At 47.4% G+C, this 25962-nt stretch carries 17 protein-coding genes; 15 read left to right on the forward strand and 2 right to left on the reverse strand.

The genetic code is table 11. The features are described from left to right. Positions 1-330: 330 nt before the first annotated feature. The 5 genes from FHS16_RS27760 (at position 331) to hepB (ending at position 11454) form a co-directional block, all read left to right on the forward strand. On the forward strand, positions 331-1950 hold the full coding sequence (locus FHS16_RS27760) for an extracellular solute-binding protein (RefSeq protein WP_183570379.1): 1620 nt from the start codon (positions 331-333) through the stop codon (positions 1948-1950). 77 nt (positions 1951-2027) lie between these two features. Beyond that, a complete protein-coding gene (locus FHS16_RS27765) occupies positions 2028-2984 on the forward strand; it encodes an ABC transporter permease (RefSeq protein ID WP_246432000.1) in 957 nt (318 codons plus the stop codon). Next, positions 2978-3850, forward strand: a complete 873-nt coding sequence (locus tag FHS16_RS27770; protein WP_183570381.1) for a carbohydrate ABC transporter permease — start codon at positions 2978-2980, stop codon at positions 3848-3850. The genes FHS16_RS27765 and FHS16_RS27770 overlap by 7 nt, the downstream gene beginning before the upstream one ends. Before the next feature lie 121 nt (positions 3851-3971). Then, positions 3972-5828: a cache domain-containing sensor histidine kinase gene (locus FHS16_RS27775; protein WP_183570383.1), complete on the forward strand. Its 1857-nt coding sequence runs from the start codon at positions 3972-3974 to the stop codon at positions 5826-5828. A gap of 262 nt (positions 5829-6090) precedes the next feature. Beyond that, positions 6091-11454, forward strand: coding sequence for a heparin/heparin-sulfate lyase HepB (gene hepB / locus FHS16_RS27780; protein ID WP_183570385.1), 5364 nt, complete (start codon positions 6091-6093; stop codon positions 11452-11454). A gap of 733 nt (positions 11455-12187) precedes the next feature. On the opposite strand, the gene FHS16_RS27785 is transcribed toward hepB, so the two are convergent. Next, a complete protein-coding gene (locus tag FHS16_RS27785) occupies positions 12188-13039 on the reverse strand; it encodes an aldo/keto reductase (RefSeq protein WP_183570387.1) in 852 nt (283 codons plus the stop codon). A gap of 172 nt (positions 13040-13211) precedes the next feature. Between FHS16_RS27785 and FHS16_RS27790 the strand changes: the two genes are divergently transcribed. The 8 genes from FHS16_RS27790 to FHS16_RS27830 all read left to right on the forward strand — a co-directional run bounded on the left by FHS16_RS27790 (position 13212) and on the right by FHS16_RS27830 (position 22344). Further along, positions 13212-13661 (forward strand): MerR family transcriptional regulator, encoded by a 450-nt coding sequence (locus tag FHS16_RS27790; protein ID WP_183570389.1) that lies wholly within the window; start codon positions 13212-13214, stop codon positions 13659-13661. Between the two features lie 151 nt (positions 13662-13812). Further along, entirely contained in the window at positions 13813-14106 is a 294-nt protein-coding gene (locus FHS16_RS27795; protein WP_183570391.1) for a hypothetical protein, read from the forward strand. A gap of 1090 nt (positions 14107-15196) precedes the next feature. Next, positions 15197-17008, forward strand: a complete 1812-nt coding sequence (locus FHS16_RS32530; RefSeq protein ID WP_183570394.1) for a sensor histidine kinase — start codon at positions 15197-15199, stop codon at positions 17006-17008. 114 nt (positions 17009-17122) lie between these two features. Then, complete coding sequence (locus FHS16_RS27810; RefSeq protein WP_183570396.1) at positions 17123-18415, forward strand: ABC transporter substrate-binding protein; 1293 nt, start codon at positions 17123-17125, stop codon at positions 18413-18415. 90 nt (positions 18416-18505) lie between these two features. After that, positions 18506-19426, forward strand: a complete 921-nt coding sequence (locus tag FHS16_RS27815; RefSeq protein ID WP_221226492.1) for a carbohydrate ABC transporter permease — start codon at positions 18506-18508, stop codon at positions 19424-19426. A gap of 15 nt (positions 19427-19441) precedes the next feature. After that, a complete protein-coding gene (locus FHS16_RS27820; RefSeq protein WP_183570398.1) occupies positions 19442-20272 on the forward strand; it encodes a carbohydrate ABC transporter permease in 831 nt (276 codons plus the stop codon). Positions 20273-20372: 100 nt separating this feature from the next. Continuing rightward, positions 20373-21983, forward strand: coding sequence for a response regulator (locus FHS16_RS27825; RefSeq protein WP_183570400.1), 1611 nt, complete (start codon positions 20373-20375; stop codon positions 21981-21983). Positions 21984-22062: 79 nt separating this feature from the next. After that, a complete protein-coding gene (locus FHS16_RS27830; protein ID WP_183570402.1) occupies positions 22063-22344 on the forward strand; it encodes an alpha/beta-type small acid-soluble spore protein in 282 nt (93 codons plus the stop codon). 104 nt (positions 22345-22448) lie between these two features. Here the strand turns inward: FHS16_RS27830 and FHS16_RS27835 are convergent, their stop codons facing one another. After that, entirely contained in the window at positions 22449-23729 is a 1281-nt protein-coding gene (locus FHS16_RS27835) for a glycoside hydrolase family 125 protein (RefSeq protein WP_183570404.1), read from the reverse strand. A 304-nt stretch (positions 23730-24033) separates the two neighbouring features. Between FHS16_RS27835 and FHS16_RS27840 the strand changes: the two genes are divergently transcribed. Next, positions 24034-24987: an ABC transporter permease gene (locus tag FHS16_RS27840; RefSeq protein ID WP_183570406.1), complete on the forward strand. Its 954-nt coding sequence runs from the start codon at positions 24034-24036 to the stop codon at positions 24985-24987. A 19-nt stretch (positions 24988-25006) separates the two neighbouring features. Beyond that, positions 25007-25918 (forward strand): carbohydrate ABC transporter permease, encoded by a 912-nt coding sequence (locus FHS16_RS27845; protein ID WP_183570408.1) that lies wholly within the window; start codon positions 25007-25009, stop codon positions 25916-25918. Positions 25919-25962: the final 44 nt, after the last annotated feature.

A 25962-nucleotide genomic window follows, 5' to 3' on the forward strand; every position in this document is an offset into this window, starting at 1 on the left:
GTGTTAAACTGAGACTGGAAATCGAAACAGCGACAGCCAAGGACGAGAAAATAAAGTCCTAGATGGCCAAACCACCAAACCAATACCGGAAGCGGGAGCTTCGCGAACGGATAAATGTGCAATCCAAACATGATAATTAATGGTTTATGAAGACGAGCGCTTTTTACGGCTCGTCTCTTTTTACGTTATAGGGTGAGGCTAGGCTGGATATCTATCATGGTCAAAAAAGTACCAATGGAAAGTCATACCTCTCATCTATGAATCCAATCTGGCTTCGCAGATAATAAAGTAAGCAAATGAATGATATTAACATTCGGAAGGTGATGAAAGGTGAAAAAAACTTTAATCTCAGTACTAGCCGGGCTAAGCATATTGACTGCAGCCTGCTCGGGGAATGGCACTTCGACAGAATCGAACGTGCCGGCAGCAAATGTCGATCCGACGCAGGAGACAGAATCCAACGAGACGCAGAAACTCAGCCTGCGATTTATGATTCCGGTCGGCCCTGCATTTGCCAATTCCACATTTCCGGCAGCCGACAAGGACTTCGTTAAACAAACCATCGAAGAAAAATTCAACGTGGATCTGAAGCTGGATTATATGGTGGTCGGCGAGGATTACAAGAATAAGATGAACGTGCAGCTGGCAGGCGGGGATATACCGGATATCTTCATCGGTGACGGTGCCGCTTCGCAAAAGTATGCGACCGACGGACTGCTGGCCGACTTGACGACATATTTGAACGAAGAAACGATGCCGAATTATTTCAAGTGGGTCAAACAGCAAGAGTTGGACTCGTACCAATTGGAAGGGACGGGCTTTAACCGGGGAATCCTCCCCTTCATGCGTAATCAGTTCCCGGCATGGTACGTGCGCAAGGACTGGTTAGACAAACTGAATTTGGAGGTCCCGGCATCCTATGACGAGATGCTCGAGGCCATGCGTCAATTCACCAATAACGATCCTGACGGAAATAACAAGAAGGATACGTACGGGTTCTCGACATCAGGCAACGGAGCCAGCATTCCTCTGGAATTCCCGCAATGGCTGGCGAACGGTTTTGTGGCTGACTTCCAAATCGCCAATGGATCGTTTGTGGACAATCGGACCGACCTAGGCGTTCAGAAGGTGATCGAGGATATTATCGCCATAAGCAACGAAGGCATCCTTGATCCGGACTGGTTCTTGAGTAAAACTCCGGGACATCTGGATAAAGCGGCACAAGGCAAAATCGGCATGTTCTTTAGCGGAGATCAGAATGCTGCATTAGAAGGTGTCCCTAACAGCATTCAAGCGCGTACGAAGGCAATTAATCCCGAAGCGGACTGGCAGCCTTTTAATCCGTTCCCGGACAAACCAGCGATCTGGAAATACGGAGTCCCCGAAGCCTCCATTATGGTCGGCAAATCCGTAGCGGAGCAAAAACCGGAGAACGTGATTCGATCGTTCGAGATCCTGAACTGGCTGACCGGCGAGGAAGGGTATCTGCTGACTCATTACGGCCAAGAGGGCAAACACTACACGAAAAACGGCAATTCGATCACGCTCATCCCGGAGGCGTACGATGCCGATATCGCCAACGCGGGCAATTGGCTTGGCATCTATCGTTTCTTTACGCCGGAAGAGCCATCCGTGCTCGGATATGAAGTGATCGACCCGCGCATATCCCCGCGCGACCAGGCTATCGCGAAGACAGTGGCCTCGTTCCCGAAACATGACGCGCTTCCGCCGATCACGCTTGCCCCGCCAGAGGGTATGAACATCGGCGACCTTCGCAAGGAAATGAACAAGCTGCACATCAAGATGATCTTTGAAGATAAAAGTGCCGCAAAATGGCCAGCGTACCGCGAGGAATTAATGACCACCTTTAAAGGAAGAGATATCTTCCAAGGGTATACCGACCAAATCAACGCGGCGCTCAAAGATAATAAATTAAGCGAATTCAAATAAGGACAACCGAAGAAAACCCTGGTGGCACAGGGTTTTCTTCCTATCGGCAGCCAGACTGGCGGCAAGGAGGAAACAGGATGAACAAAACAATTGTGAGCGAGCCAATGAACACTGCTAAACCTATGGAATACCGAAAGTCGCTTCGGAGATTGTACCGGAGCAAATGGATGATGATCATGATGATTCCCGGACTGCTCTATTATTTATTGTTTCACTATGTTCCCATGGCGGGCATCCTGATCGCCTTTCAAGATTACAACCTTTTGAAGGGCATAGGGGGAAGCCCATGGGTAGGATTGGATAATTTCCGAATTATCTTTCAATCCCCCGATTTTCCTCTTATTATGAAAAATACGTTGGTTATTAGCGTCTATCGGATCGTGTTTAATATGCTTCCGGATGTGATGTTGGCGCTTATGCTGAACGAAATTCGTTCGCAATGGTTTAAGCGGGTCGTGCAGACGATTACCTACGGCCCTCATTTTTTATCTTGGATAATCGTGTATGGAATCGTTTTTTCCTTATTCGCGCCAGGCTCGGGATTGTTTACGACGTTCGTGCGAGACATGGGGTGGGGTGAGCTGAATCTGCTGACCGACGCCGACTATTTCCGTCCACTCTTGATCGGCTCCGATTTATGGAAAAACGTAGGATTCGGCGCCATTATCTATTTGGCCGCTCTTGCCGGCATTAATCAGGAGCTGTACGAGGCCGCTGTAGTGGACGGAGCGGGAAGATGGCGACAGATGTGGCATATTACGCTGCCCGGCATCCGCTCTGTCTTCGTGCTCCTGCTTATTCTAAGGCTTGGCAGCATTCTCGACGCGGGTTTCGATCAGGTTTATATTTTCCTGAATGCCAGGGTATATGATGTCGGCGACATTATCGACACGTGGGTGTTCCGGCAAGGTCTCGAACAGCTGAATTTCAGCATCGCCGCCGCAACCGGGGTATTCAAATCGGTGATCGGTTTAGTCTTTATTCTAAGCGCAAACAAACTGGCCAAGAAGGTTGGAGGTTCAGGCATATGGTAACCAAATCAGACCGACTCGTCGACGCCCTGATCTATATCGTTTTGGCTCTGTTCGCGTTATCGACGTTATTTCCGCTCTATTTCGTATTCGTAATGTCGGTAACGCCTTATACCGAGGTGCTTCGCAACGGTGGCTTTGTTCTTTGGCCAAGTTCCTTTACCTTTCAAGCTTACAAAGAAATATTCGCGAGCAGCCGCATACCAGATGCCTTGCAAATTACCGTTTTCATCACGGTTGTAGGCACTTTTTTGAATCTGCTCGTCACCTCGCTGCTTGCCTATCCGCTGTCGAAGAAATCGACGCCATGGCGCAACGGGATTTTGCTCGCGATCGTTTTCACCTTGCTGTTTAATGGAGGACTGATACCGACCTACCTGGTCGTCAGGGAGCTTGGCCTGTACAACACGATCTGGGCCTTGTTTGTGCCGGGAATGGTATCCACCTTTAACTTCCTGATTATGAAAACGTATTTCGAGAGTCTGCCCCAGGAGGTTGAAGAAGCGGCGCGTGTCGACGGCTGCGGCGATATCGCGACACTTGTGCGAATTGTGCTCCCGCTCTCGGCTCCCATTATGGCAACCGTCGGCCTATTCTATGGAATCGGTCATTGGAACGAATATTTTAAAGGAATTATGTACGTGACGGAAAGGAATCTTGCACCAATCCAGGTCGTCCTGCGCAACATGATTCAGACGCCGAGTATAAGCCAAGAGCTGGCGGTCAACTCGACGAATCTGGCAATGCTGCCTCCGGAGACAATCAAGATGGCGACGGTCGCCGTCGCCATTCTGCCAATCGTGCTTGTTTATCCTTTTCTGCAAAAGTATTTCATCAAAGGTGTCATGATCGGTGCGGTTAAGGGATAGAAGAGCGGCAGGCGGGAGCTTTTTTGGCAGCAGCACCCATTATTCCAATTCTATGTTAAGATAGGCACATTACATAGGATTAAAAGCCCTATGAACCGTTCTAACCGGAGGTGTTTCAAGATTGCCCGCCATTCTCCGCAAAATAACGAGTGCCTATAAACGATCCGTTCAAATTCGTTTAACGAGCTACTTTCTGATCATCCTCGTCCCACTTGTTGCTGTCAGCATCTTTGCCAGCCTCCGCTCCGAACAGATCCTGGAGCGAAAGGTGAATGAACAAACCAGAATCGCTTTATCATCAGCCATGGAAGCAATCGATATGACAATGAATAACATCGAAAATATGTCCATGGCATTGGCAACGGATACGAATCTGAATGAGCTGCTGAGCCGTGAAAATTCTCACTTGACGGCTGATATGACAATGGATTTTAACAAAGTGCTTAACCAGCTTTCCAATATGAATTCGGTCAACAATTATTTAACGCAATTTTCTATTTTTCATGCCTATTCCGAAACTGTTCTCTCCTCCAGATACGGGGGGAGAAGAATGGATGGGCTGCGGAACCAACCCTGGTATGACGAATTGCTGAATTCCGGTGGTAAACGACTACTCTTAATTCCGCGCGCGGACGAATTCGATTCCTATCAACAATTGGACCAAACCTTTCAGCCCGGATACGTGACGTTGATGCTGGCGATGGATCCGTTCAAGCCTGATGTCCGTAAACATGTATTAATGATTACGCTTTCGTCCAGCCATCTTCAGAAACATCTTGATACACTTGTGCACGCCAATAACGCGAGCGTTTATCTAATGAACTCAGATAACCGCTTGATTGCGGGAACAAACCCCGATGTAACGCCACCGCAATGGACAACGGGATCTGACTATACGGTGAATCGCCAATCGGGGCAGAGCGGCGATCCTGAAATGCTGGTGCGTTACCGATCCGCAGTGTCAGGCTGGACGATTATGATGGTGAAACCAGCTTCTGCGATGTATGCCGAGATCAACCAATTACGGACATTTATGTACGTTATCATCAGCATGAGCTTTCTATTGTCACTCGTTATCTCTTGGGTCGTCTACCAAGGCATTGCTTCGCCTCTACGCACGCTTGCATACGGCATGAAGCAGGTGCGAATCGGTCAATTGAATACGAATCTGCCGCATAGGCGGGAGGACGAGTTCGGCTATTTAATGCAGTCATTTAACGAAATGGCATTGGAGCAAAAACATTTGATTAAAAACAATTATGAGCAGCAGCTGCTGCGGCTGAATGCCGAGCTACGCGTCATGCAGTCGCAGATTAATCCGCATTTTCTGTATAATACGCTGGATTCCATTTATAGCATGGCGGAAAATTACGAAGCGGAAGAGATCACGGAGATGGTTCTGAATCTATCAAAATTTTTCAGATTAAGCCTTAGCAAAGGACAAGACGAGTTTACGGTTGCAGAAACGATCGAGCATCTTCAGTATTATCTGACCGTCCAGCGCATACGGTTCATCGACAAGCTGTCCGTGTCTGTTCAAATAGACGAAGCCAGCAAGTCGTGTCTCGTTTTAAAGCTGCTGCTTCAGCCAATTGTAGAGAATGCCATTCTGCATGGTTTGGAGCAAAAGAAAAAGGATGGCCATGTCAAAATCGACTGCCGCGTGGAGCAGGGAAAGCTGCGCCTGGAGGTTTCCGATAACGGAAAAGGCATCAGCTTGGAGAGGCTTGGCTATATTAGGGATGAGCTCTCCAGGCTCTCGCTTCATGCGGACAAGGTTTGGGAGCATGAAATACGCAGACATGATTTATACGGATTATGGAACGTGAAAGCAAGACTTAAGCTGTATTACGGTGACCCTGCCGAATTGACCATTGATAGTATCGAGAACGAAGGAACGACCGTCGTATTATGGATCCCCATTGGGGGTGCCTATGAATCCCGTGATCGTGGAAGACGAGCTTCGGCTGCTGAATAACCTCGCGTGCCGCGTCAAAAACAACCGAAATCGTTCTTAATTAAAAAGGATCCAGCAGCAATCGATGCTGCTGGATCCTTTTTATGCTGTCGTCCGCAGCGATTGTCAAAAAAGTACCGATTGAAAGTCAAATCCCTCCTCTATGATTCAAAGGAGTATAGGTTAATAATGGATACCAATAGAGAGATGGAGTTTGCAAGATATCATCGGCTACGGGTCTAATGATAGGCCAATATATAATTAGGAAGAAAGGTGTGAAGGAATGAAAAAATTCGTAAGTTTATTAATGGTCTTGGCATTGTTCATCGGCAATATCCCCTTGCTGTCGCCAAGCCGCGTATCGGCGGCCGAGGCGGGGCTCATTAATGGCGGCTTCGAGAACGGCCTGACCGGTTGGAAGCAGAATATCGGCACGACCGGCGTCTCTGCCAGTACGGAGCAGAAGGTATCCGGAAACGAGAGTCTGAAGGTTGTGGATGCCAGCGCGGGCACGACGATCGCTGTAGAGAGCGACAAACAAGCTGCAGCCGGGGGGCATCTCTACTCGGTGACGGGCGCCGTCTACCTGGAATCGGGCACGACGAACGTCCAGCTTCGCTTTTATGACGAATCGAACACGCTCGTCGGGACGCCTCCGTCCTCCTACGTAGCCACGCCGCTGAATGCCTGGACGAGCTTCAACGTAACTTCCGAAGCGCCGGAGAATGCCGCTAAGTGGAGCGTGTATGTGAATACCGGAAATTCGAACACCGGAACGAGTTATTACGACGATCTTCAGGTTTCTGAAAGCGCATTCTCCGCGCTGCCGATCGAGGATTCTTTCGACGGCGATGCCATCGGTTCGTCGCCGAGCGCCTACACGGTTGGCGGCCTTGGACTTGTCTCGGTGACGGATACGCCAGGGGAAGGCAACAAGAGCTTGACGCTGCGGGATCAGCAAGCGTCAACAGCGGGCGTCTCCGCAATCCGACCGATTCACTCGTTTACAAGCGGCAGGTATGAGCTGGAGACGCGGTTTCTGTACGTTCCCGATGGTTCGGGAGCGGGCAACCAGCTTGCCTTTAATATAAATCTGTTGGGGAAAAACGAAAGCGGGGCGTTGCTGCCCGGGGCTCAAATCAAAATTCTGAACAATGGCGGCGCCAAGGTCATAAGCGGCGCGGGCAACGCCGACCTGCCGAACGGCAACGGCTCGCTGGCAACAAACAAATGGTATACGATTCGAATTGCGGTCAACATGGACAGCAAAACGTACGACGTGTATATGACAAGCGACGCGATCGAACCCGGTACTTATATCAAGCCGCCGGCCATCCGCGTCGACGAGCATACAGCCGTTCTACTGAATCGCCCCTTTGTCACAAGCGGGCTCGTCAGCCTGAATCGGATTCAACTGGAAACGCTGGATAAAGCGGGTGCGGTTCACTTTGACCGCATGGATCTCTTTCGGATGCATGGCGTGAGCGGCATGGTCCGAGATGCGGAGGGTGAGGGGCTGGCCGGCGCCACCGTAAAAGTGTACGCCGCGAGCGATGCCGACTTTATTTACGCGCTCGATAGCGCGGCAACGGGTGCGGACGGTTTCTATACGTTCCAAAAGGCGGTCAATGACGGCAACTACGTGCTGCGGGCGTCCATGCCGGGATATGCGACCGTCTCTCAACCGCTGACGGCGTCGGAGGCCGGACTTACCGACACCGATCTGGTTCTAGGTGAATCGGAAGCGGCTCTTCGCGCGGTCGGCGGAAAGGTGGTCGCGGCAGGCACCGGTCAACCTGTTGCTGGCGCAGAGATTCGGTTATACGATGACACTTTGTCCTCTCAATACGGTATCGCCACGACTGGGGCTGACGGAACGTTTGCCATCGATGCGGAAGTATACGACGGCAGGTACATGCTCAAAGCCGAACACGACGGGTACGTAACGACGACCTGGCCTGTCGCGGTATGGGAATCGGACATGACGGATGAGACGGTCGCGATGCCGGCGAAGTCGGCCGCGGTCACTGCTGACACGGTCGTCAAGCCACCGCAGGGCGTACATCCCCGGCTGTACGTCAGGGCAGCCGATATCCCGCAGCTAAAGGCCAAACTGGCGGATCCCACGATGCAAACGGTATGGAATGCCGTGCTCGCCAACAGCGATAACGCCTCGTTTACGGTTAGCAGCGGCACGACCTTGGAGCTTGAAACATATCCGTTTCCCGACGCGCAGCAGGCGCGATATGTCCGGATCATAGGCAAAGGGAACAACGGCGGCTCTTCGGCCCCCTGGAACTCGATCACGGAAGCGAAAATATTCGGCGAGCCGCAAGGCGGCGGATATGCCGACCTGCCCGTGCAGTCGTCGACATGGAGCGCCGCGCAGGACAGCGACCACGAAGGCCCGAAGACGCTGGACGGGGACTTCAATACGTACTGGACGTCTGAAGGCGCGGGGCAATGGATCAAGTACGACTTGGGCTCCGTACAGCAGGTGCATGCGGTAGCACTGGCATTCTTCAAGGGCAACGTCCGCAATACGTTTTTTGACGTAGACGTATCGACGGACGGTCAAGCATGGACGCGTCTCGATCTGGAGACGGGAGACCGTCCAGAAGGCTGGCTGCCCCCAATTAAAGGCGACTCGAAGACGAACTACATTCGAGGCGTACGCCAGGCGATCGAAGCTGCGGCGCTGCGTTATCTCGTGCAAGAAGATGAGGCGCAGGGCGAGCGCGCCGTGTCGATGGTCAAAAACTTCCTGGGAACCGTCGACTTCACGCCGGTCGAACAATACCATCAGGTCGGAGATACGCTCAACGCGGCTGCCATCGTCTACGATTGGTGCTTCCCGCTCATGGACGATCAGGAGCGGACGTATATCATCGCCAAGATGAAGCTGCTTGCGGAGGATTTGGAGATGGGCTATCCGCCGCAGCCGAAGGTGCCTGCAATTGAGAGTCATTACAGCGAAGACCAATTATTGAAAAACCTGCTCGCAGCCGGCGTCGCCGTATACGACGAGGATCCGGAGCACGAAATCTACAACTACGCTGCTGTTATGCTCATGAACCAATTCGTGCCCGTTCGTAATTTTTGGTACGAATCCAGCATGCATCATCAGGGCGACTCTTACGGCATGCAAGGTCGATACGAACCGGAGCTGTGGGCGCAGATTATCATGCGGAAGATGGGAGCCGGAGATATTTTCACCGAAGCCCAGGGCGACGTCCTGATGCGCGCGATATATACCCGCAGGCCGGACGGACAGCTCCTCCGCGACGGCGATTCCTATCAGGATGTTTACACGCCCGTAAACCAGACATGGAAATACGTGAAGGAGTCCATGCTCGCTTCTTATTTGTATGACAATCCTTATGTTCGCGATATGTTCCAAGGCGAATACGTGCCGGGATCAATTGATCCGGTCGCCGAGATGCTGTTCGTCAATCCGGATTTGGCTTCCAGTCCAGTCGATGAACTGCCGCTGACCAAGTACTTTGGCTCGCCGATGGGCTCGATGATCGCGCGCACGGGCTGGGACAATCCGACTGCCATCAACAAAAATTCGTCATCCGTCGTCGCGGAGATGAAAATCGGCGGCTATTGGTTCGGCAACCATCAGCACTTGGATATGGGCAGCTTTCAGCTGTATTATCAAGGCTCGCTCGCGCTGGACAGCGGTATGTACGAGGGTCTGCCTGCCCCGGGAGCCAAGTCCGAGTCCTATATGAGCGGCCATGACCGGAACTACTACAAGCGAACAATCGCGCATAATTCCATGCTCATCTACGATCCGGCAGAGGTCCCTGTCTATCGCGGCCAATCGCTGTTGAACGACGGCGGACAGCTATGGGCCAATGGCTCGGGCTCTTATGCCGAAGCCTGGTCGCTCGAGGAACTGGCGGGCAAAGACTACGCCCGCGCCAAGGTCGTCGGGCAGGCATACGGCGGCGGATCGGATCCGCTTGCGCCAGAATACAGCTATATCAAAGGCGATCTGACACATGCTTATTCGGACAAAGTCAAGCAGTTCGAACGCTCAATGATGTTCCTGAATCTGAAGGACGCCGATCATCCCGCCGCGATGGTCGTCTTCGACAAGGTCGTCTCTTCGAATCCGAACTTCAAGAAGACATGGCTGATGCATACGGAAGAGGAACCTGTTGTGGACGGCACTATCACGACGGTGACGAGAAGCGATAGCGGATACTCCGGCAAGCTGGTCAACGAGACGCTGCTGCCGCTCGCGGACAATCTGAACATTGAAAAGGTAGGCGGGCCGGGCCATGAATTCGAAACGGGCGGAACGAACTATCCGCGTATTCCTTCAGGCAGGCCTGAATTTAACACGATTGAGGCGGGCGCATGGCGCGTGGAAGTATCGCCAGAAGCGCATGCGGAGACTGACTACTTCCTGAACGTTATGCAGGTGATGAACGATGGAGAAACGACGGTTCTGCCGAGCCAGCGACTGGACGCCAACCTGATGACCGGCGTTCAAATCGCGGACAGAGCAGTCTGGTTCAGCAAGAGCGGCCAGCGCTTAAACGAATCGGTGACGTTGTCCGTCTACGGTTCTCAGGCGGACATAACGGTAACCGTAGCCGATATGCACGCGGGGAACTGGGAAATTTCGATGCCCGGTCAAGCCGACCGAACAGGCGTAGTGAGCGAAGAAGGCGGCGTGCTGTCATTCGCGGCACCTGCCGGGACGTATACGCTGACGCCTGTCGGTGATAAGCCGGAGGACGAGTATTCCGTTGTTTATAGCGGAAATGGCCATACGGGAGGAACGGTGCCCTCGGATAGCCATAAGTATTTGCCTGGCGCCGCGGTAACAATAGCAGGGAACTCTGGAAACCTAGTAAGAGAAGGTTACGCATTTACGGGTTGGAATACGGCGACGGACGGCAGCGGGACGAAGCACGTGGCCGGCGCGACGTTTAGTATGGGTTCGGCAAACGTGACACTGCACGCGCAGTGGGAGAAGAACCCGCCGGTAGATCCTCCGGTGAACCCTCCGGTAAACCCGCCAGCGAATCCACCGACAGACACGCCGGTCAATCCTCCGGTAACTCCGCCGCCAACTAATCCTTCAGAGATCGAATTTAGTGATATTTCGGGACACTGGGCGGAGGCTGGCATTAAGCGAGCGATAAGCGTCGGAATCGTAAAAGGTTATTCCGATGAAACCTTTAAACCCGGCAATAAGGTGACACGCGCGGAATTCACGGTCATGCTAATGAACGCGTTGAAGCCGCAAGCGGAGGGAGCGGCACTTCAGTTAACCGATCTAGAGAAGATTGGCAACTGGGCGCAGAAAGCCGTGGCACAAGCAATCGATCTTGGAATTATTACAGGCTATGAAGACGGCAGTTTCCGCCCTAATGCCGTAATTACCCGTGCAGAGATGGCAGCTATGCTTACTAAAGCAATGGGTCTCCCAATCGAAGCGAATGCGCCAACAGGCTTTGCGGACGACAAGAACATTCCGGCTTGGGCAAAAGACGCAGTTGCCGCCTTGAAGAAAGCCGGGATCATCCAAGGGAAAGGAGCGAATTATTTCGATCCTCAAGACTCTGCGACTCGAGCCGAGGCGGTTACCGTTTTGCTTAAATTTTTGGATCGAAAAAGCAGCTAAAAGAATGTCTTAGCGACAGATAAGTTCATTATGGAAAAAAGGAGTTGTCTCATAAATGAGGCAACTCTTTTTTGGGGTATGCCTAGCATGGCGTCATCTAAAGGGTGAGTTGCTCCTCGGCAACAATCGGATAACCTGCGCAGCCGTCAACGACATATTGAAGGACCTTCATCTCCCGATTGTGAATAGCCCAACAATTCATATAATCTCGTCAAGGTTGGGTAAGAGTAATAACTCCAATGTGGGATGATTACATTGTTACACCAGGTCTTGTGAGGATAATGATCGAATGGTGCTTGTTTCGGAAGGATCAACTGACTTTTGTTGATTGGGAAAGCAACCTAACTTAATCTGTAGCATCTTAACTGATTAAGCTAACGGCAGGTTAGTTCCAATTAAAGGAAAATGAATTTATATAGCGAATAGTGCTGTATGAGAGATTGAGGCACACTTTTGCCCTCATAGATTTCGTCATACTTATACGTTTAGCTAACGAACGCTAGTTCAATAAAAACACGGAAGCAGCCGACCACAATGATCGGCTGCTTCATTACGCAAACAGGAAGGATAGCTCAAGCGGTCTCGGTGGTTCTGTGTACCTGCGAGTATGGATTTCGTTACACCGGCAGCAGCAGTTTTGCTATTTGCGCATCAAGTAAAGAAAGGACAAGGGGTCCAGTCCTTTCTTAATAGACGAGTGTATAAGCGTGAAAAAATTTTTTTCGATCAAGGTTTACAGATCGACTTTCAAGGTGCCCAGCATTTTGGCGAATTTCGGATCGTGGTAGGATAAAAAAAGACTTTCCCGTGTATCGAGGGAGGAGATCTGTTCCATATCGTCTGCGCTCAATTCAAAATTGAAAATGTCGAAGTTTTCGACGATTCGCTCTTTTCTCACCGATTTTGGAATAACAACGACTTCACGCTGAACAAGCCAGCGCAGCGCGACCTGTGCGGCGGACTTGTTGTGTTTTTCTGCTATAGAAGCCAGCACTTCGTTGCCGAACATGTTGTTGAGTCCTTCAGCAAACGGCGCCCACGACTGGTGCTGCACTCCCTGCTCTTTCATAAAAGCGGCACTCTCGATCTGCTGGTAGAACGGGTGCGTTTCAACTTGGTTGACGGCAGGTACAATTTCGTTATGTACGATGAGATCCATTAGACGATCTGGCAGGAAGTTGCTGACACCGATCGCCTTGATCTTGCCTTCGCGGTACAGGTCTTCCATCGCACGCCAAGCGCCGTAGTAATCGCCGAAAGGCTGGTGTATAAGGTATAGATCGAGATAGTCGAGCTGCAGTTTCTTCAAGGATTTGGAAAACGCCAACTTCGCACTCTCGTAGCCGGCATCCTGAACCCATAGCTTCGTCGTGATGAACAGCTGCTCACGAGGTACGCCGCTGCGCTTTATCGCGCGTCCGACCGCTTCCTCATTCAGATAACCGGCGGCGGTGTCGATCAGTCGGTAACCGGCCATCAGCGCTTCATATACCGCGTTTTCACATTCTTCAGCATCGGGAACCTGGTAGACACCGAAGCCGATGATCGGCATTTTCACTCCGTTGTTCAATGTTACGTTTTGCATATTAACTCCTCCTAGAGCTCAAATGTATAACGGCAAACGACGCGTATTTAGGGAATCGGGCACTGCAGCGATGATTCCACTTACGGTCGAATTGCATTACAATAAGCTTAGAACCTTCGTGTTACACGAAGTCAAGCCGTCTTCAAACATTTATTTTCAAGGAGGGTTTCAAATGCATACGGTCAAAGAAGCTGCCCAGATAACGGGACTCACCGAGCACGCCGTGCGCTTTTACACGGATAAAGGCTTAGTGCCAAGCGTACAGCGCAATCAAAACAACATTCGGATGTTCGACGATGAATCGATTAATTGGCTGCATGGCGTCAAATGCCTCAAGCAATCCGGGATGCCGATTGAATTCATTAAAAAATATATTGATCTCTGCCTAGAAGGGGATTCGACCATCCCACAACGCTTCACACTCATGATGGAGCATAAAGAAGCGGCTCTAGTTCAGCTAGAAGAAGCCAAACGGCACGTTGCGCATTTAGAACAAAAAACCGACCTATATCAGGCCATTCTGGAGCACCGCACTCCAGACACGACCAATCCCAGTAACTGGGACAAAATTCAGCATATGCATGCTGACGTATTTTACTCGAACTCAGTTCGGAAGGCGTGAGAGATACTCATGAGCACATCAAACGTTTTTAAAAAATTTCTCGGTTTAAAACTCTTGATTCACTCGCAATGAACAAGATTCATAAAGTCTTGATAGTACTAAAGGGATACGATAGCATTCCTATTATGAAGAAATACGAGGTGTGATTGTAATGGCAGACAATAAGTATCCAGAGAATTACCTTGAACACTACATAGTTAGTTTTTCTAGCACAGGACAAACACCTGATAAAATTGGATTTGAGAATTTAGCAAGGTTGTACATAGATATTGAAGGCTCTGGCACGTTTTCAGAATTGGTAAAAGAAATTCAGTTAATTAAGGAAAATGATGATTGGTCTTACTTTGATGAAATAGTTAGAGATTTTGAAATTAAAGATTTATCTACTAATAAACTAAAGGAAATGGCCGATGTAGCAATAACAGTTTTTATGGAAATGACTTAGTTGGGATTTAGTATAACTGGACGTTAGCTGCATTGATCTGTTCGTTAAACAAAAGTTAAGCGGTCCATACCTTTGAGCTCATAGGCTGGTTAGCAACCGGCGGTGATTATGTGGTAATTGAACTTGATGGTTTTTTCGAGAATTCATTTCTTATCGGCAATACATGTTCAATAACGGATTTAAGTAATAAGTACAGAATAGCCAAAAACCAATGTACGAACATGAGTGAGTTTACAGATGTTTTTTGCAGGCTTTTTCAATTTGAGCGGGTTCCTTCATCACATCTGGAGAGTGTCCGATCTGATATCGTAATTGATATCGATACTGATTACATTTATGCACCAAGTTAGTCTCAACTCCAATATACGTACATCCAACCAAAGCTGACTCAGTAAAAAGGGTGTATGCTACATCTGACGAAATATTATTTGATATGATGCGACCTTCGATAAATAAATTTGTTAACGATAATTATGGGCATGAAGTTTATTGGGTTGATCCACATATCACTGATGTGAAAAGTGAGGTAAGAGCGAATAACTTTAACTATGGAGTATCATTGATGATTAAAGTAGATGATCTAGAGGACCGATACGATAGTTTTGGGCTGGACAAATTGACATTAAAAATTAATTCAACCCGAAATGAAAGTAATGGGTCTACAAATGAGTCGGAAATATTATTGGTGGATTATAAGAGAATTTTGACTCCAAAGATGCAAATGCGGAACCAGTGATAATAGGGATCGTTCTGCTTACGGGAAACGATAATCAATATAAACACGGAAGCAGCCGACCACAATGATCGGCTGCTTCTTTACGATAACGGGTAGGTTAACTTAGTACATTTACATATTACTGTATGATCCTCCATAAACATGAAGGCTGAACGATCCTTCAATAGAGTAAGAGAGAAATGAGGTTCTTCCGCTTTGCAAATGAACCATTCGCGAGGTGCTCCTGTTCGCTTAGGCCGTTCATTGATCGCCTTTTCTGTTAGTTGCCAGAGTGGGGTGCTTTAGACAAAAATAATGGACAGACCCTGCATACAGTGAAATAATAATAGTCACTTTAATACAGGGGTGAAACTTGTGAAGCGTTTTAAAATTCGGTTAAACAATATTAGCTTGCGTGCCAAGCTTACAATCTCATTCATTGCCATGATCGTTTTATCTCTTACGATCATGGCTTTTGGTTATTTCATTAAGAGCTCCGACGTGATTTTGAGCAATGCGAGCCAAACATCGTTAGGTCTCGTCAGAATGAGCAATCAATCTATAGAAGCAGAGCTGGATCGCGTCGAACAAAGCGCAATTAACATGCACCTAGATGCTGATTTTTTTCAATTTTTTAATACGGGGGATTTTGAACAAAAAAGTATTGAATACGAATCGAATCGCAAGATCACAAGAACGCTTCAGAAGTATTTTCCCACTTCAGCTAATTTGTTTTCCGTCAATCTAGTGACGAAAGACTTTACATTTGGGGAGTCGCCTAGTTTCTGGATCCCCCGAAAGGAATATTCGCAGTTCAATATTTATAAAATCGGCCAACAGTCCATTCGCAATACGAGTTGGATTCCTACGTACAACTTGCTTGAGCAATTTTATTCCACAGCCCCTACCGACAGAGAACAATATGTGTTTACCGCAGCCAGATTAATGAATTTCGCCATGGTACGCAATAATATTCTCATTCAGATGGATCCTCATATTGAGCGTCCTGTTCTCATCGTGAATTTTAGTGAATCTATGTTAGAGAACGCTCTGAAGGGAAGTCTGACGGTCGATGACTCCTATTATAGCATCTTCACGAGTGCTGGCTCCCATGTGTCTAGTTCTGCTCAAATCAGAAATCAGGCGTCCGTCAGCCAGGAATGGATACGTCACGCTGTTGCCCAAAAAAGCGGTACGGAATACATAACGATTGACGGAAGGAAGATGGTCGTTTGCTTTGATACGATGAAAGTGACCGGGTGGTTATCGGCCGTATTTATTCCCTATGACAATCTGAAGAAAACCGTTCCTAATATGAATGACTATACGATTTACTCCATGGTCCTCATCGCTTTATTGTCTATTCTTTTGGCCTCTTTTCTATCCGGTAGGATTGTCCTGCCTTTAACGAAATTGATGTACGGTATCAACCGTATGGGAGACGGCAATTTCAATAATAAAATAGAGCTTTCCGATACCAAAGAAGTTAATGTCATCATTCGCAAGTTTAATCAAATGAATGATAATATACACAATCTGATCAAAGAAAATTATGAAACCCACTTGAAAGAGATGGAGGCTGAGCTGAAAGCTCTCAATTTTCAATTTAATCCCCATTTTTTGTATAACACTTTGAACATTATTAATTATTTAGCGATTGAAAATAAACAAGCATTAATCAGCAGGATGCTGGTCGAGCTTTCTGAAATGCTGGAATATACGGCTAAGAATACGGGCAAAGTGATTTTCTCGAAGGATGTTCAATACCTTAAAAATTACGTTTTTATTATGAGCAGCAGATTTGAAGATAAATTTACCGTAACCTATGACATTGATCCGGCATTGTACCATTATTCGGTGCCGAAATTTTTCTTGCAGCCCTTTATCGAGAATGCGTTAATTCATGGTCTAGAGGACATGGTAGAGGGTGGAACGATTCGCGTTTCGGGAAAAATGGAGGAGAATTCACGGATCTTTACGATTCAGGATAATGGGAAAGGCATGAGCCGAGACACCATACGGCGCGTACTTCGGACAGATGACGATCCAACACAGGTTGACAGCTCCATTGGGATTAAAAATGTCAATCAGCGCATCAAATTGTTATACGGATCTGACTATGGTGTGCATATTAAGTCGGAAAATGGTCATGGGACAACGGTTTCGATGATACTCCCTCTAGAGTGAAAGCCCTTTCACTGAAAAGTCCACTATTCAGCGATTTTTAGAGTAGGCTGGCGATAGTCCTTCCCCTTATGATGAATAGGTAAATAAAAACATACAAAAGGGAAGGTGCAGCAATTGCAAAAAGGATTTTATATTGCTCTTATGGCAGTAATTCTGTTAACCGGTTGTAGCGGACAATCGAACAGTTCGAATGTGAAAGAGGAGTCGGGGAAAGGCGACAAGGTGATTGAACTGAACTTCTGGCGTCCCCAAGCAAAAGAAATAGAAGATGATTTCTACGCGAAACGAATAGAAGAATTCAACAAAAAAAATGAAGGAAGAATTAAAGTCAAGATGGAAGTCATCACCCGCGGCAATTCTTTTGCTTATGAAGATAAAATAAATGCAGCCGTAGCTTCTCATACTTTACCCGATATCGTTGCTATGGATGGTCCGAACGTAGCCAATTACGCGTCCTCGGATATCATTATTCCATTGGATGATTATTTTACTCCAGAGGATATGAGCGATTTCGTACCTTCAATCGTTCAGCAGGGCACATATCAGGGGAAATTTTATGCGGCAGGTCTGAATGAGTCTTCGGTTGTTCTTTTCTATAACAAAAAAATCATGGATCAATACGGGATCACGCCTCCGGACAAAATGGAGAATGCATGGTCATGGGACCAATGGTATGACGTTATGAAGAAGACCTCTAAAGAGGGCGTGTTCGGGACAAACATGATCAATGATAAAGGCGAATGGATGACTTACGCCTTTGAGCAATTCTGGATATCCAATGGAACGGATATTGTCAATAAAGAAGGGACGAAAGCCGAGGGATTTGTAAACAGTCCTCAAGGAATCGAAGCGGCCACCTTTTTGAAAAAATTGGCCGACGAGAAGCTGTTCAATATCGATCCGAAACCAACCGAATTTGAAGAAGGCAAAGCGGCGACCAAGCTTGGTGGGCCATGGAATATTCCGGGATTTGAAGATTATCCTGATTTAGAGTGGGGCATCACTTATTTTCCTAAAAAAGCAGGCGGTACTCAAACCGCACCTTCAGGCAGTTGGGCTGTGGGCATATCCGCAGACAGTAAATATCCAAAGGAATCGGCAGAATTCCTACAATGGTTCACCAATACTGAAGGCTCAATGGGAATGGCGAAAGTAATCAGCATGCCGGCCAGCCGGAAATCTGCATTTGAAGGCATGTCGGAGTATGACAACCTTCCGCTGCGTGTCATTAAGGAGCAGGTGACGACAGTTTCCAATGCCAGACCGGTTACACCGGCCTATCCGGTGCTAACGCAGAAATTTGCCGAAGCATTGACGGATATTATGATGGGTGCGGATGTGACAAAATCGCTGAATAATGTGGCCAAGACGTATGACGAGGAATACGAGCGCAACTTTGCTGAGTAGCCTGCTTGATGAATGGATGCGGCAAGGGCATACCCACATATGCCTCTCGCCGCGTCTTTCGTTTACCCCACTTGAAGAAAGGAAGGATTCATGATGGAGGCGACTCGTGTTGTCCAGCCCAAAAGTGAAACGGTGTCGCTCGGCCGCCAGAAGCGCAGAGAGCGGCTTGTCGGTTATTCGTTCATCACACCGGCGACATTACTGCTCTTGTTGTTTCTAATTCTACCATTTGTGCTCGCGATCTCATTCGGATTCACGAAGTTTAATCTTTTAAGGCCGGATAAGATCCAGTTCATTGGCCTGGAGAACTATAAAACATTGTTCCAGGATAGCTTGTTCTATAAATCGCTTTGGAACACACTATATTTCACTGCTATCGTTGTACCCGTTCAATGCACAGTTGCCCTCATTCTGGCGCTTCTAATCAATAATAAATTAAAGCTTCGGAATATTTACCGAATCGCCTATTTCAGCCCTGTCGTTACATCAATGACGGTGATTTCTATTCTCTGGATCTCTCTCTATAATCCTAACGAAGGCTTAATCAATTCGGCTTTAAACTTCTTGGGAATTTCCAACCAGCCATTCCTAAGAAGTGCGAGTCAGGCTATGAATTCAATCATTTTCATGTCCGTATGGCAGGCAGCCGGTTACCAGATGATGATCTTTCTTGCCGGCCTTCAAGGAATTCCTAAAGACTTGTATGAAGCTTCAGCTATAGACGGAGCGAACAAATTTAAACAGCTTCGGTATATTACGATTCCAAGCCTTTACAACGTCATCGTATTTGTAGTAACAATTACAACGATTCAAGCCGTTAAGCTGTTCATACAGCCTTACATCATGACGAATGGCGGCCCGGAAAATTCGACGAGAACGCTTGCTCTGCTTATTTACCAACAAGGCTTTCAGTTCAGGAACGCGGGATATGCTTCAGCCATTTCCGTAGTTTTTTTCGTCCTGGTCGTGCTTATCTCTTTTTCCATCAAAAGATTTTTTAAAGATCGCTAAGGAGGTGCTCCCTACATGTCCTTCAAGAGAACGAACTTGCTATTGAATATAGTCAACATGCTAATCGCTCTGCTCTTCATTACCCCGCTGCTATGGATGGTGGTATCCTCATTAAAACCTGAAAATCAGATCTTTGCAGACTTGAGCTCAATTAAATCGCTCATTCCGATAAATCTCACCTTTGATAATTACATTGACGCATTCAATCGGATACCTATGATGAAATATTTGTCTAACAGTTTGTTTTATGTTTCGATTATTTCTATTAGCGGCCTTGTAGTCAACTCGATTTGCGGTTATGCGCTTGCCAAACTGGAATTCAAAGGCAAGGATGTCACTCTCACGGTTATTATCGCCTTGTTGATTGTACCCTTTGAAAGCATTCTAATGCCGCTGTACTTTATCGTGAATAGCCTCCATTGGGTCGATACCTGGCTGGCTATGATTGTCCCGTTCGTGGCGAACTGCTTCAGTATTTTTATGTTCCGCCAGTTTTTTATGGATATTCCGAATGAGATTCTGGAGTCGGCGTCAATCGACGGTTCTACTGCGATGAGAAGTTTTGCGAGTATTGTCGTCCCCTTGTCTGGACCGGTATTTGCTACGGTCTTTATTCTGGACTTCATCAGCCACTGGGGCGATTTCATGTGGCCCATCCTTGTTACTACAGGCGAGTCAATGCGAAATGTCCAATTGGGTATACAGACCTTTTTTACGTTACCACCAATCTATTACGGTCAGATTATGGCCACGCTTACCTTCACGACGATTCCGATTATTATATTATTTTTGTTTCTGCAAAAATACTATGTTCAAGGGATTACTAGCTCGGGAATAAAAGGTTAAGATAGGGTGAAGAAAGATCTTTGACTGAAGGATTTGGTTCGCATGATAGCGCCTTGGAAGAGTTTTCCCTGTTAAAACCGATGTGGTAGGTGAATGCTCCATGAACAGAATAATGGTAGTCGATGATGAAGCTATTCAGCGCAGAGTGCTTGGCAAGATGATGCGGGAGGCTCTGCCGGATGGTGAAGTCATGGAGGCAGGCAACGGCATGGCGGCTCTGGAGCTTGCGCGGTTGCATGCCTTCGATATGGTCATTACGGATATCAGAATGCCGATCATGGACGGGTTTGGGTTTATCGAGCACATGAAGGAGATTGCACCCGATTGTAAAATTATTATATTAAGCGGATACCGGTACTTTGAATATGCGCAGAGAGCGATTCAATTAGGTGCGTTCGATTATTTGCTGAAGCCCGTCAAGGAAGAGAGCATCGCGCAGATGCTGGATAAGGTCAAGGAAACCATCCTCAAGGAAAAGCAGCAAAACATTGAACAGGAAAATATGAAGAGGCAACTGGACAGCAATCTCAATGTATACTTTGAGCACTTGCTTCAGGAGTGGATTCTCGGAAATGCGACTACCGGCGCTCAACTTCAAGAGATTCAGCAGCAATATTCTCTTGGCATGTATGGGGCTGTATTCGTGACTAGACTGGTTGAATTACATGCGGAACCCTTGTCCTTAGAACGAATGGGGGAAATTAGGGATTTAATGCCGGATCAATATTCGACTCACACTGGCTTTAACGGCAGAGTGCTGTCCTTTTTTCCCCCGGAGGATAAGCGGATCATCATCACCATAATGACAGACGATAGTCCAGCTATCCTATTGAATAGTTTGAATGAATATATTCAGAATTATTGCCGTCAACTGTCGGAACGATATAATCTCAATGTGACCGTAGGAGTCGGGGAAGTTGGATCTGATTTTTATTTAAGCGCAGCGAAGTCGTATAGAGAAGCTCTGGAGGCAGCCGAATTTCGGTATTTTCTCACTGACGATCAGGTGTTTTACTATCGTGAGCTGGCAGGCCGAATGAAACCGATGCACTACGATTTCTTAGAGGCTGCAGCAGTATTCAAAGATTGCATTCGAGCATCGAAAACAGAGCTGATTATTCAGCATACGGACGAGGTGTTTCATAGGACTTTGGAAGAAGGCCTGCCTTATCCTAAGCAATGGCAGAAATCAATCGTGTATCTCATTTATAATATCGCGACTGTAATTAAAGACTTTCTGAGCGAGGAAGATTATCGGAGTACACTGGCCGAAATCGAGAAACGAATTACTGCATGCGCAACATTTCTTGATTGCAAGAAGGAGTTTCTTGATATTCTCCAGCAAATTATGACGATTCTTCAAAGCTGCCGAACCAGGAAACATGCGACGATTGTCGAAAGATGCATCAGCTATATAGACAATCATTACATGGAAGATCTCTCCTTGGACTCTGCCGCTCAGCAGATTTTTTTCAGCCCAAATTATCTGAGCAAAATACTTAAAGATCATTTAGGCGTGTCATTTACCAAATATTTAACAGAAATTCGGTTAAAGAAAGCGATTCAAATGCTTGAAAATGGGGATATGAAGGTTTACGAAATTGCCGGTAAAGTAGGATTCAAAGACGATAAATATTTTTATCGGGTTTTTAAAGCAAGGTTCGGCATTACACCTGATGATTATCGTAAAAATAACGCATTAAAAGAATAAAAACGGAATGTCAAAGATACGGATTAAAGAACAAGCTTTAGCGCATCTTAGAGGAAAAGCATCAAAGGAGTGCATCATAATGGCAAGAAGACGGCGGTATGCGGTGCCGGGGATTGAACAAGAGATGCGGAATTTCAAGGCGGATGTAATGAGGCGTGAAGGCTATGCGGTTGACCCGAATCGTCCGGATGACGTGAAATATGAAGTGGCCAAGGAACTGGGCATACCACTGCAGCCTGGCGACAATGGTGATTTAAGTACGGAATCAGCTGGCCATATTGGCGGTAAAATTGGCGGTTCCATGGTGCGGGAAATGATCCGTCAAGCCCAGGCTCAGCTTGCTAACGATGATAAATCGTAACAAAAAGTAACAAAGAGGTTGAATTCGCCTGATCTTACAGGGCGAATTCAACCTTTTTTCGCATCACTTTCATGAAGTTGGTCCCAGCGTGGCAGCTTATAAATTTAAATGATATTTTTGTCCATCGCCTTGACAATCAAGGTTGCAAACAAGCTATTGGACCAAGCAAACCATTCGCGGGAGAAGTCAGCCGGGTTATCCGGGTGGAAGCCCTCATGCATAAAGCCCGTATCGGCGTCCGTATCCATCAGCACTTGAATCAGCTCTTTGATCTCCTCGTCATTATCAGAGGTCAATGCCTGCATCGAGAGTGCCATATGCCATACATAGCCGCCAGGGGTATGGGGGCTGCCAATGCCTTTGGCATGCTTGCCCTCAAAGTAGAACGGATTATCAAAGCTAAGGGCAAAGCGGCGCGTATTCTGATAAATCGGATCGTCCGTGCCTACATAACCGATATAAGGGATGGAGATAAGCCCTGGTGTCCCCGCGTCATCCATCAGGCAATAATTGCCGAAGCCATCTGTTTCATAGGCATAGATTGGACCATGAGTCGGGTGGTTCACAATACCGTAATGCCGAATGCCGAAATCGATCTCTCTACGCAGCTTGTCTGCTCGCTCTGCAAGGCGCTCATCCTTATAAATCTCGGTTGCGATTTCAATAATATAGCCTAGCACAACGACAGCGAACATATTCGAAGGGATGTTATAGCCAAACACATTGGCATCATCGCTTGGACGGAAGCCTGACCATGTCATGCCCGTATAGTTGGCAGGCATGCCGCGTCCATCGTTTGGCAGAGTTTCTGTTTCTTGTTTGGTCTGCCTGATAAAATGGTAATTCGAACGCTCTTGATGACGCTGCTCCGTGATCATTACTTCGACGATGGAGGTGAGGGCCTGATAACATTCATGGGTGAATATTTCGGTTTGTTCCGCTTCCTTCCAATAAGAGTACATAAGCTGAACGGGAAAACAAAGCGAATCCAGCTCGTATTTTCGCTCCCACATCCATGGATTCAAATTGCAGTCGTCGGTGTCGCGATAATGGCGGTCGCTTGCCGTTTCATTAAAAGCATTGGTGTACGGGTCAATATTGATATAGAAGATTTGTCTGGCGATTAAACCGCCGATGATGCGCTGCAGTTGCTCGTCGTTTTTGGCAAACGGAATATAATGGCGAACCTGCTCGGTAGAATCACGCAGCCACATGGCGGGTATGTCTCCAGTGAATACAAACGTCGTACCGTCATCCAATAATTTGGTTGTTGTTTCTAGCGTGTTAGGAAACGTATTGCGAAATAGTTGCTGCAGCTTGGGACGATGGGCCAGACGCTTGTCGGCTTCCTCTAGAAAAATTGTAATCGAATTTGGCAATGTCATTTTATTAGCCTCCTGAAAGTTGGTCATGTCCTTACTTGACTTACCCAACAGGATGTCACAAGGTCATCAGGACGGCAATATGTATAATTTGCAGGTCGGAAAACGGGTTCAAAAACAACACAAAAGCGCTTACAGCGCTTTGCTGCAGGCATGTCGAATTTGCTTTGGCACTCGGTCAAACCCAGTAACATAAAGGGTTTGGCCTTTTTTTTCGCTTGCTTCAGATACGACATATTTATCCTGGCTAGATACCCGCCTATAATTTGGTGCAGAGCGGTACAGGAACAGGAAAGGGGCTTCAAAAATGAACAGTAAAGGACAGCAAGCTTTACGAACGCCTCCGCTGCGAGCGTCAGGCGGGATCGTCAAGCGAATGATGCAAAACTGGGAATTGTACTTATTTATGCTTCCCGCGTTTGTATATTTTGCGGTATTCCACTATGGTCCGATGTACGGAATTCAAATTGCATTTAAAAATTTCATTCCGTCCAAGGGTGTTTTTGGCAGTGAGTGGGTTGGCTTTCAGCACTTTGAACGTTTTTTTAATTCGCATTATTTTTGGGATTTGCTCTGGAATACGCTGAGCATCAGTTTTTATGAGCTGGCCCTCGGCTTTCCGCTGCCAATCATTCTGGCCTTGGCATTTAATGAAATCAGCAACGGCTATTTCAAGAAAAGTGTGCAAACGATTACTTACGCACCGCACTTCATTTCGATCGTTGTCATGACCGGAATGATCATTTCATTCCTTTCTCCGTCAAGCGGGATGCTTATCCGCGGGCTTGAGGCGCTTGGCATCGATGCGCCGCAGTTTCTTAATGATCCTGCTTGGTTTAAGACGGTCTATGTCATTTCCGGCGTATGGCAGAATACGGGATGGGGAACGATCATTTATTTGGCAGCGCTGTCAGCGGTTGATCCGCAGCAGCACGAAGCAGCCATTATGGATGGAGCAAGCAGATTTAAACGGATGCTTCATATTAACCTGCCAACCATTATACCGACCATTACGATCCTGCTTATTTTGAATACGGGCAATATTTTGGGTGTAGGTTATGAGAAGATTTTACTGCTGCAAAACTCATTGAATCTGGAAAGCTCAGATGTCATTTCGACCTTTGTTTACCGAACGGGTCTTGTAAGCGCACAATACAGCTTCTCAACAGCCGTAGGGCTGTTCAATTCAATTGTTAATGCTCTCATGCTGATTACGGTGAACCAAATTGCCAAACGTACAAGTGCCACAAGCTTATGGTAAAGGAAAGGAGAGGTTTAAGATGGTGAAGTCGATGAGGGAATCCACCTCGGACAAGCTGTTTCTGGCAGCAAACTATTTGTATTTGGCGCTTGCGCTCATTGTTGTGCTCTATCCGCTTATCTATATCGTCAGCGCTTCGATCAGTACGCCAAAGTTCGTCAATTCGGGGGAAATGTGGCTGCTGCCCAAAGGTCTGACATTGGATGGCTATAAGCTTGTTTTCTCTAACCCCAAAATATGGAACGGTTACGGCAACACGCTTCTCTATACCGTAGTTGGTACATTGCTGAATCTGGCAGTCACTTTGCCGGCAGCCTATGCCCTCAGTCGCTCCGACTTTGTGGGACGCAACTTTTTTATGGCGATGTTTCTCGTCACGATGTTTTTTAATGGCGGCTTAATCCCCCTCTATCTGACAGTCAAGAATCTGGGGCTGATTAATTCGATAGGAGCATTAATTCTCCCTGTTGCGGCATCTGTATGGAATATTATTGTGGCCAGAACATTCTTCCATTCCACGATTCCGAAGGAGCTGCAGGAGGCTGCGCATATGGATGGCTGTACGAATCTGCGGTTGTTCTTCCAAATCGTGCTGCCATTGTCCGCTCCGATTATTGCCGTTATGGCCTTATTCTATGGCGTCAGCCATTGGAACAGCTATTTTCCGGCTCTTATCTACCTGAATGATGAAATGAAATATCCTCTGCAAATGGTGCTGCGCCAAATATTGGTGCTGCAGGAGATGTCGGCGGAAACGACGGGGGCGGCCATCAGCGGCGATATTGCCCAAGCCATGAACAACAAAGCCGAAATTGCCTCATTGGTCAAATATGCGGTTATTATCGTATCTACCTTGCCGATTGTCGCTTTATATCCGTTTTTGCAGCGTTATTTTGTTCAAGGGGTCATGATTGGTTCGGTCAAAGGCTAGAATCACTTTTACCAAAATGGTAGTAGATGCATGCGGGTATGGGC

Origin of the sequence: Paenibacillus endophyticus (genome assembly GCF_014192395.1) — a bacterium.
Lineage (GTDB): Bacteria > Bacillota > Bacilli > Paenibacillales > Paenibacillaceae > Pristimantibacillus > Pristimantibacillus endophyticus.

Coding starts and splice junctions, on each gene's coding strand:
- FHS16_RS27765 (WP_246432000.1), top strand. CDS start 2,028: ATGAACAAAACAATTGTGAGCGAGCCAATGAACACTGCTAAACCTATG.
- FHS16_RS27770 (WP_183570381.1), top strand. CDS start 2,978: ATGGTAACCAAATCAGACCGACTCGTCGACGCCCTGATCTATATCGTT.
- hepB (WP_183570385.1), top strand. CDS start 6,091: ATGAAAAAATTCGTAAGTTTATTAATGGTCTTGGCATTGTTCATCGGC.
- FHS16_RS27785 (WP_183570387.1), bottom strand. CDS start 13,039: ATGCAAAACGTAACATTGAACAACGGAGTGAAAATGCCGATCATCGGC.
- FHS16_RS27790 (WP_183570389.1), top strand. CDS start 13,212: ATGCATACGGTCAAAGAAGCTGCCCAGATAACGGGACTCACCGAGCAC.
- FHS16_RS27795 (WP_183570391.1), top strand. CDS start 13,813: ATGGCAGACAATAAGTATCCAGAGAATTACCTTGAACACTACATAGTT.
- FHS16_RS27815 (WP_221226492.1), top strand. CDS start 18,506: ATGATGGAGGCGACTCGTGTTGTCCAGCCCAAAAGTGAAACGGTGTCG.
- FHS16_RS27820 (WP_183570398.1), top strand. CDS start 19,442: ATGTCCTTCAAGAGAACGAACTTGCTATTGAATATAGTCAACATGCTA.
- FHS16_RS27825 (WP_183570400.1), top strand. CDS start 20,373: ATGAACAGAATAATGGTAGTCGATGATGAAGCTATTCAGCGCAGAGTG.
- FHS16_RS27830 (WP_183570402.1), top strand. CDS start 22,063: ATGGCAAGAAGACGGCGGTATGCGGTGCCGGGGATTGAACAAGAGATG.
- FHS16_RS27835 (WP_183570404.1), bottom strand. CDS start 23,729: ATGACATTGCCAAATTCGATTACAATTTTTCTAGAGGAAGCCGACAAG.
- FHS16_RS27840 (WP_183570406.1), top strand. CDS start 24,034: ATGAACAGTAAAGGACAGCAAGCTTTACGAACGCCTCCGCTGCGAGCG.
- FHS16_RS27845 (WP_183570408.1), top strand. CDS start 25,007: ATGGTGAAGTCGATGAGGGAATCCACCTCGGACAAGCTGTTTCTGGCA.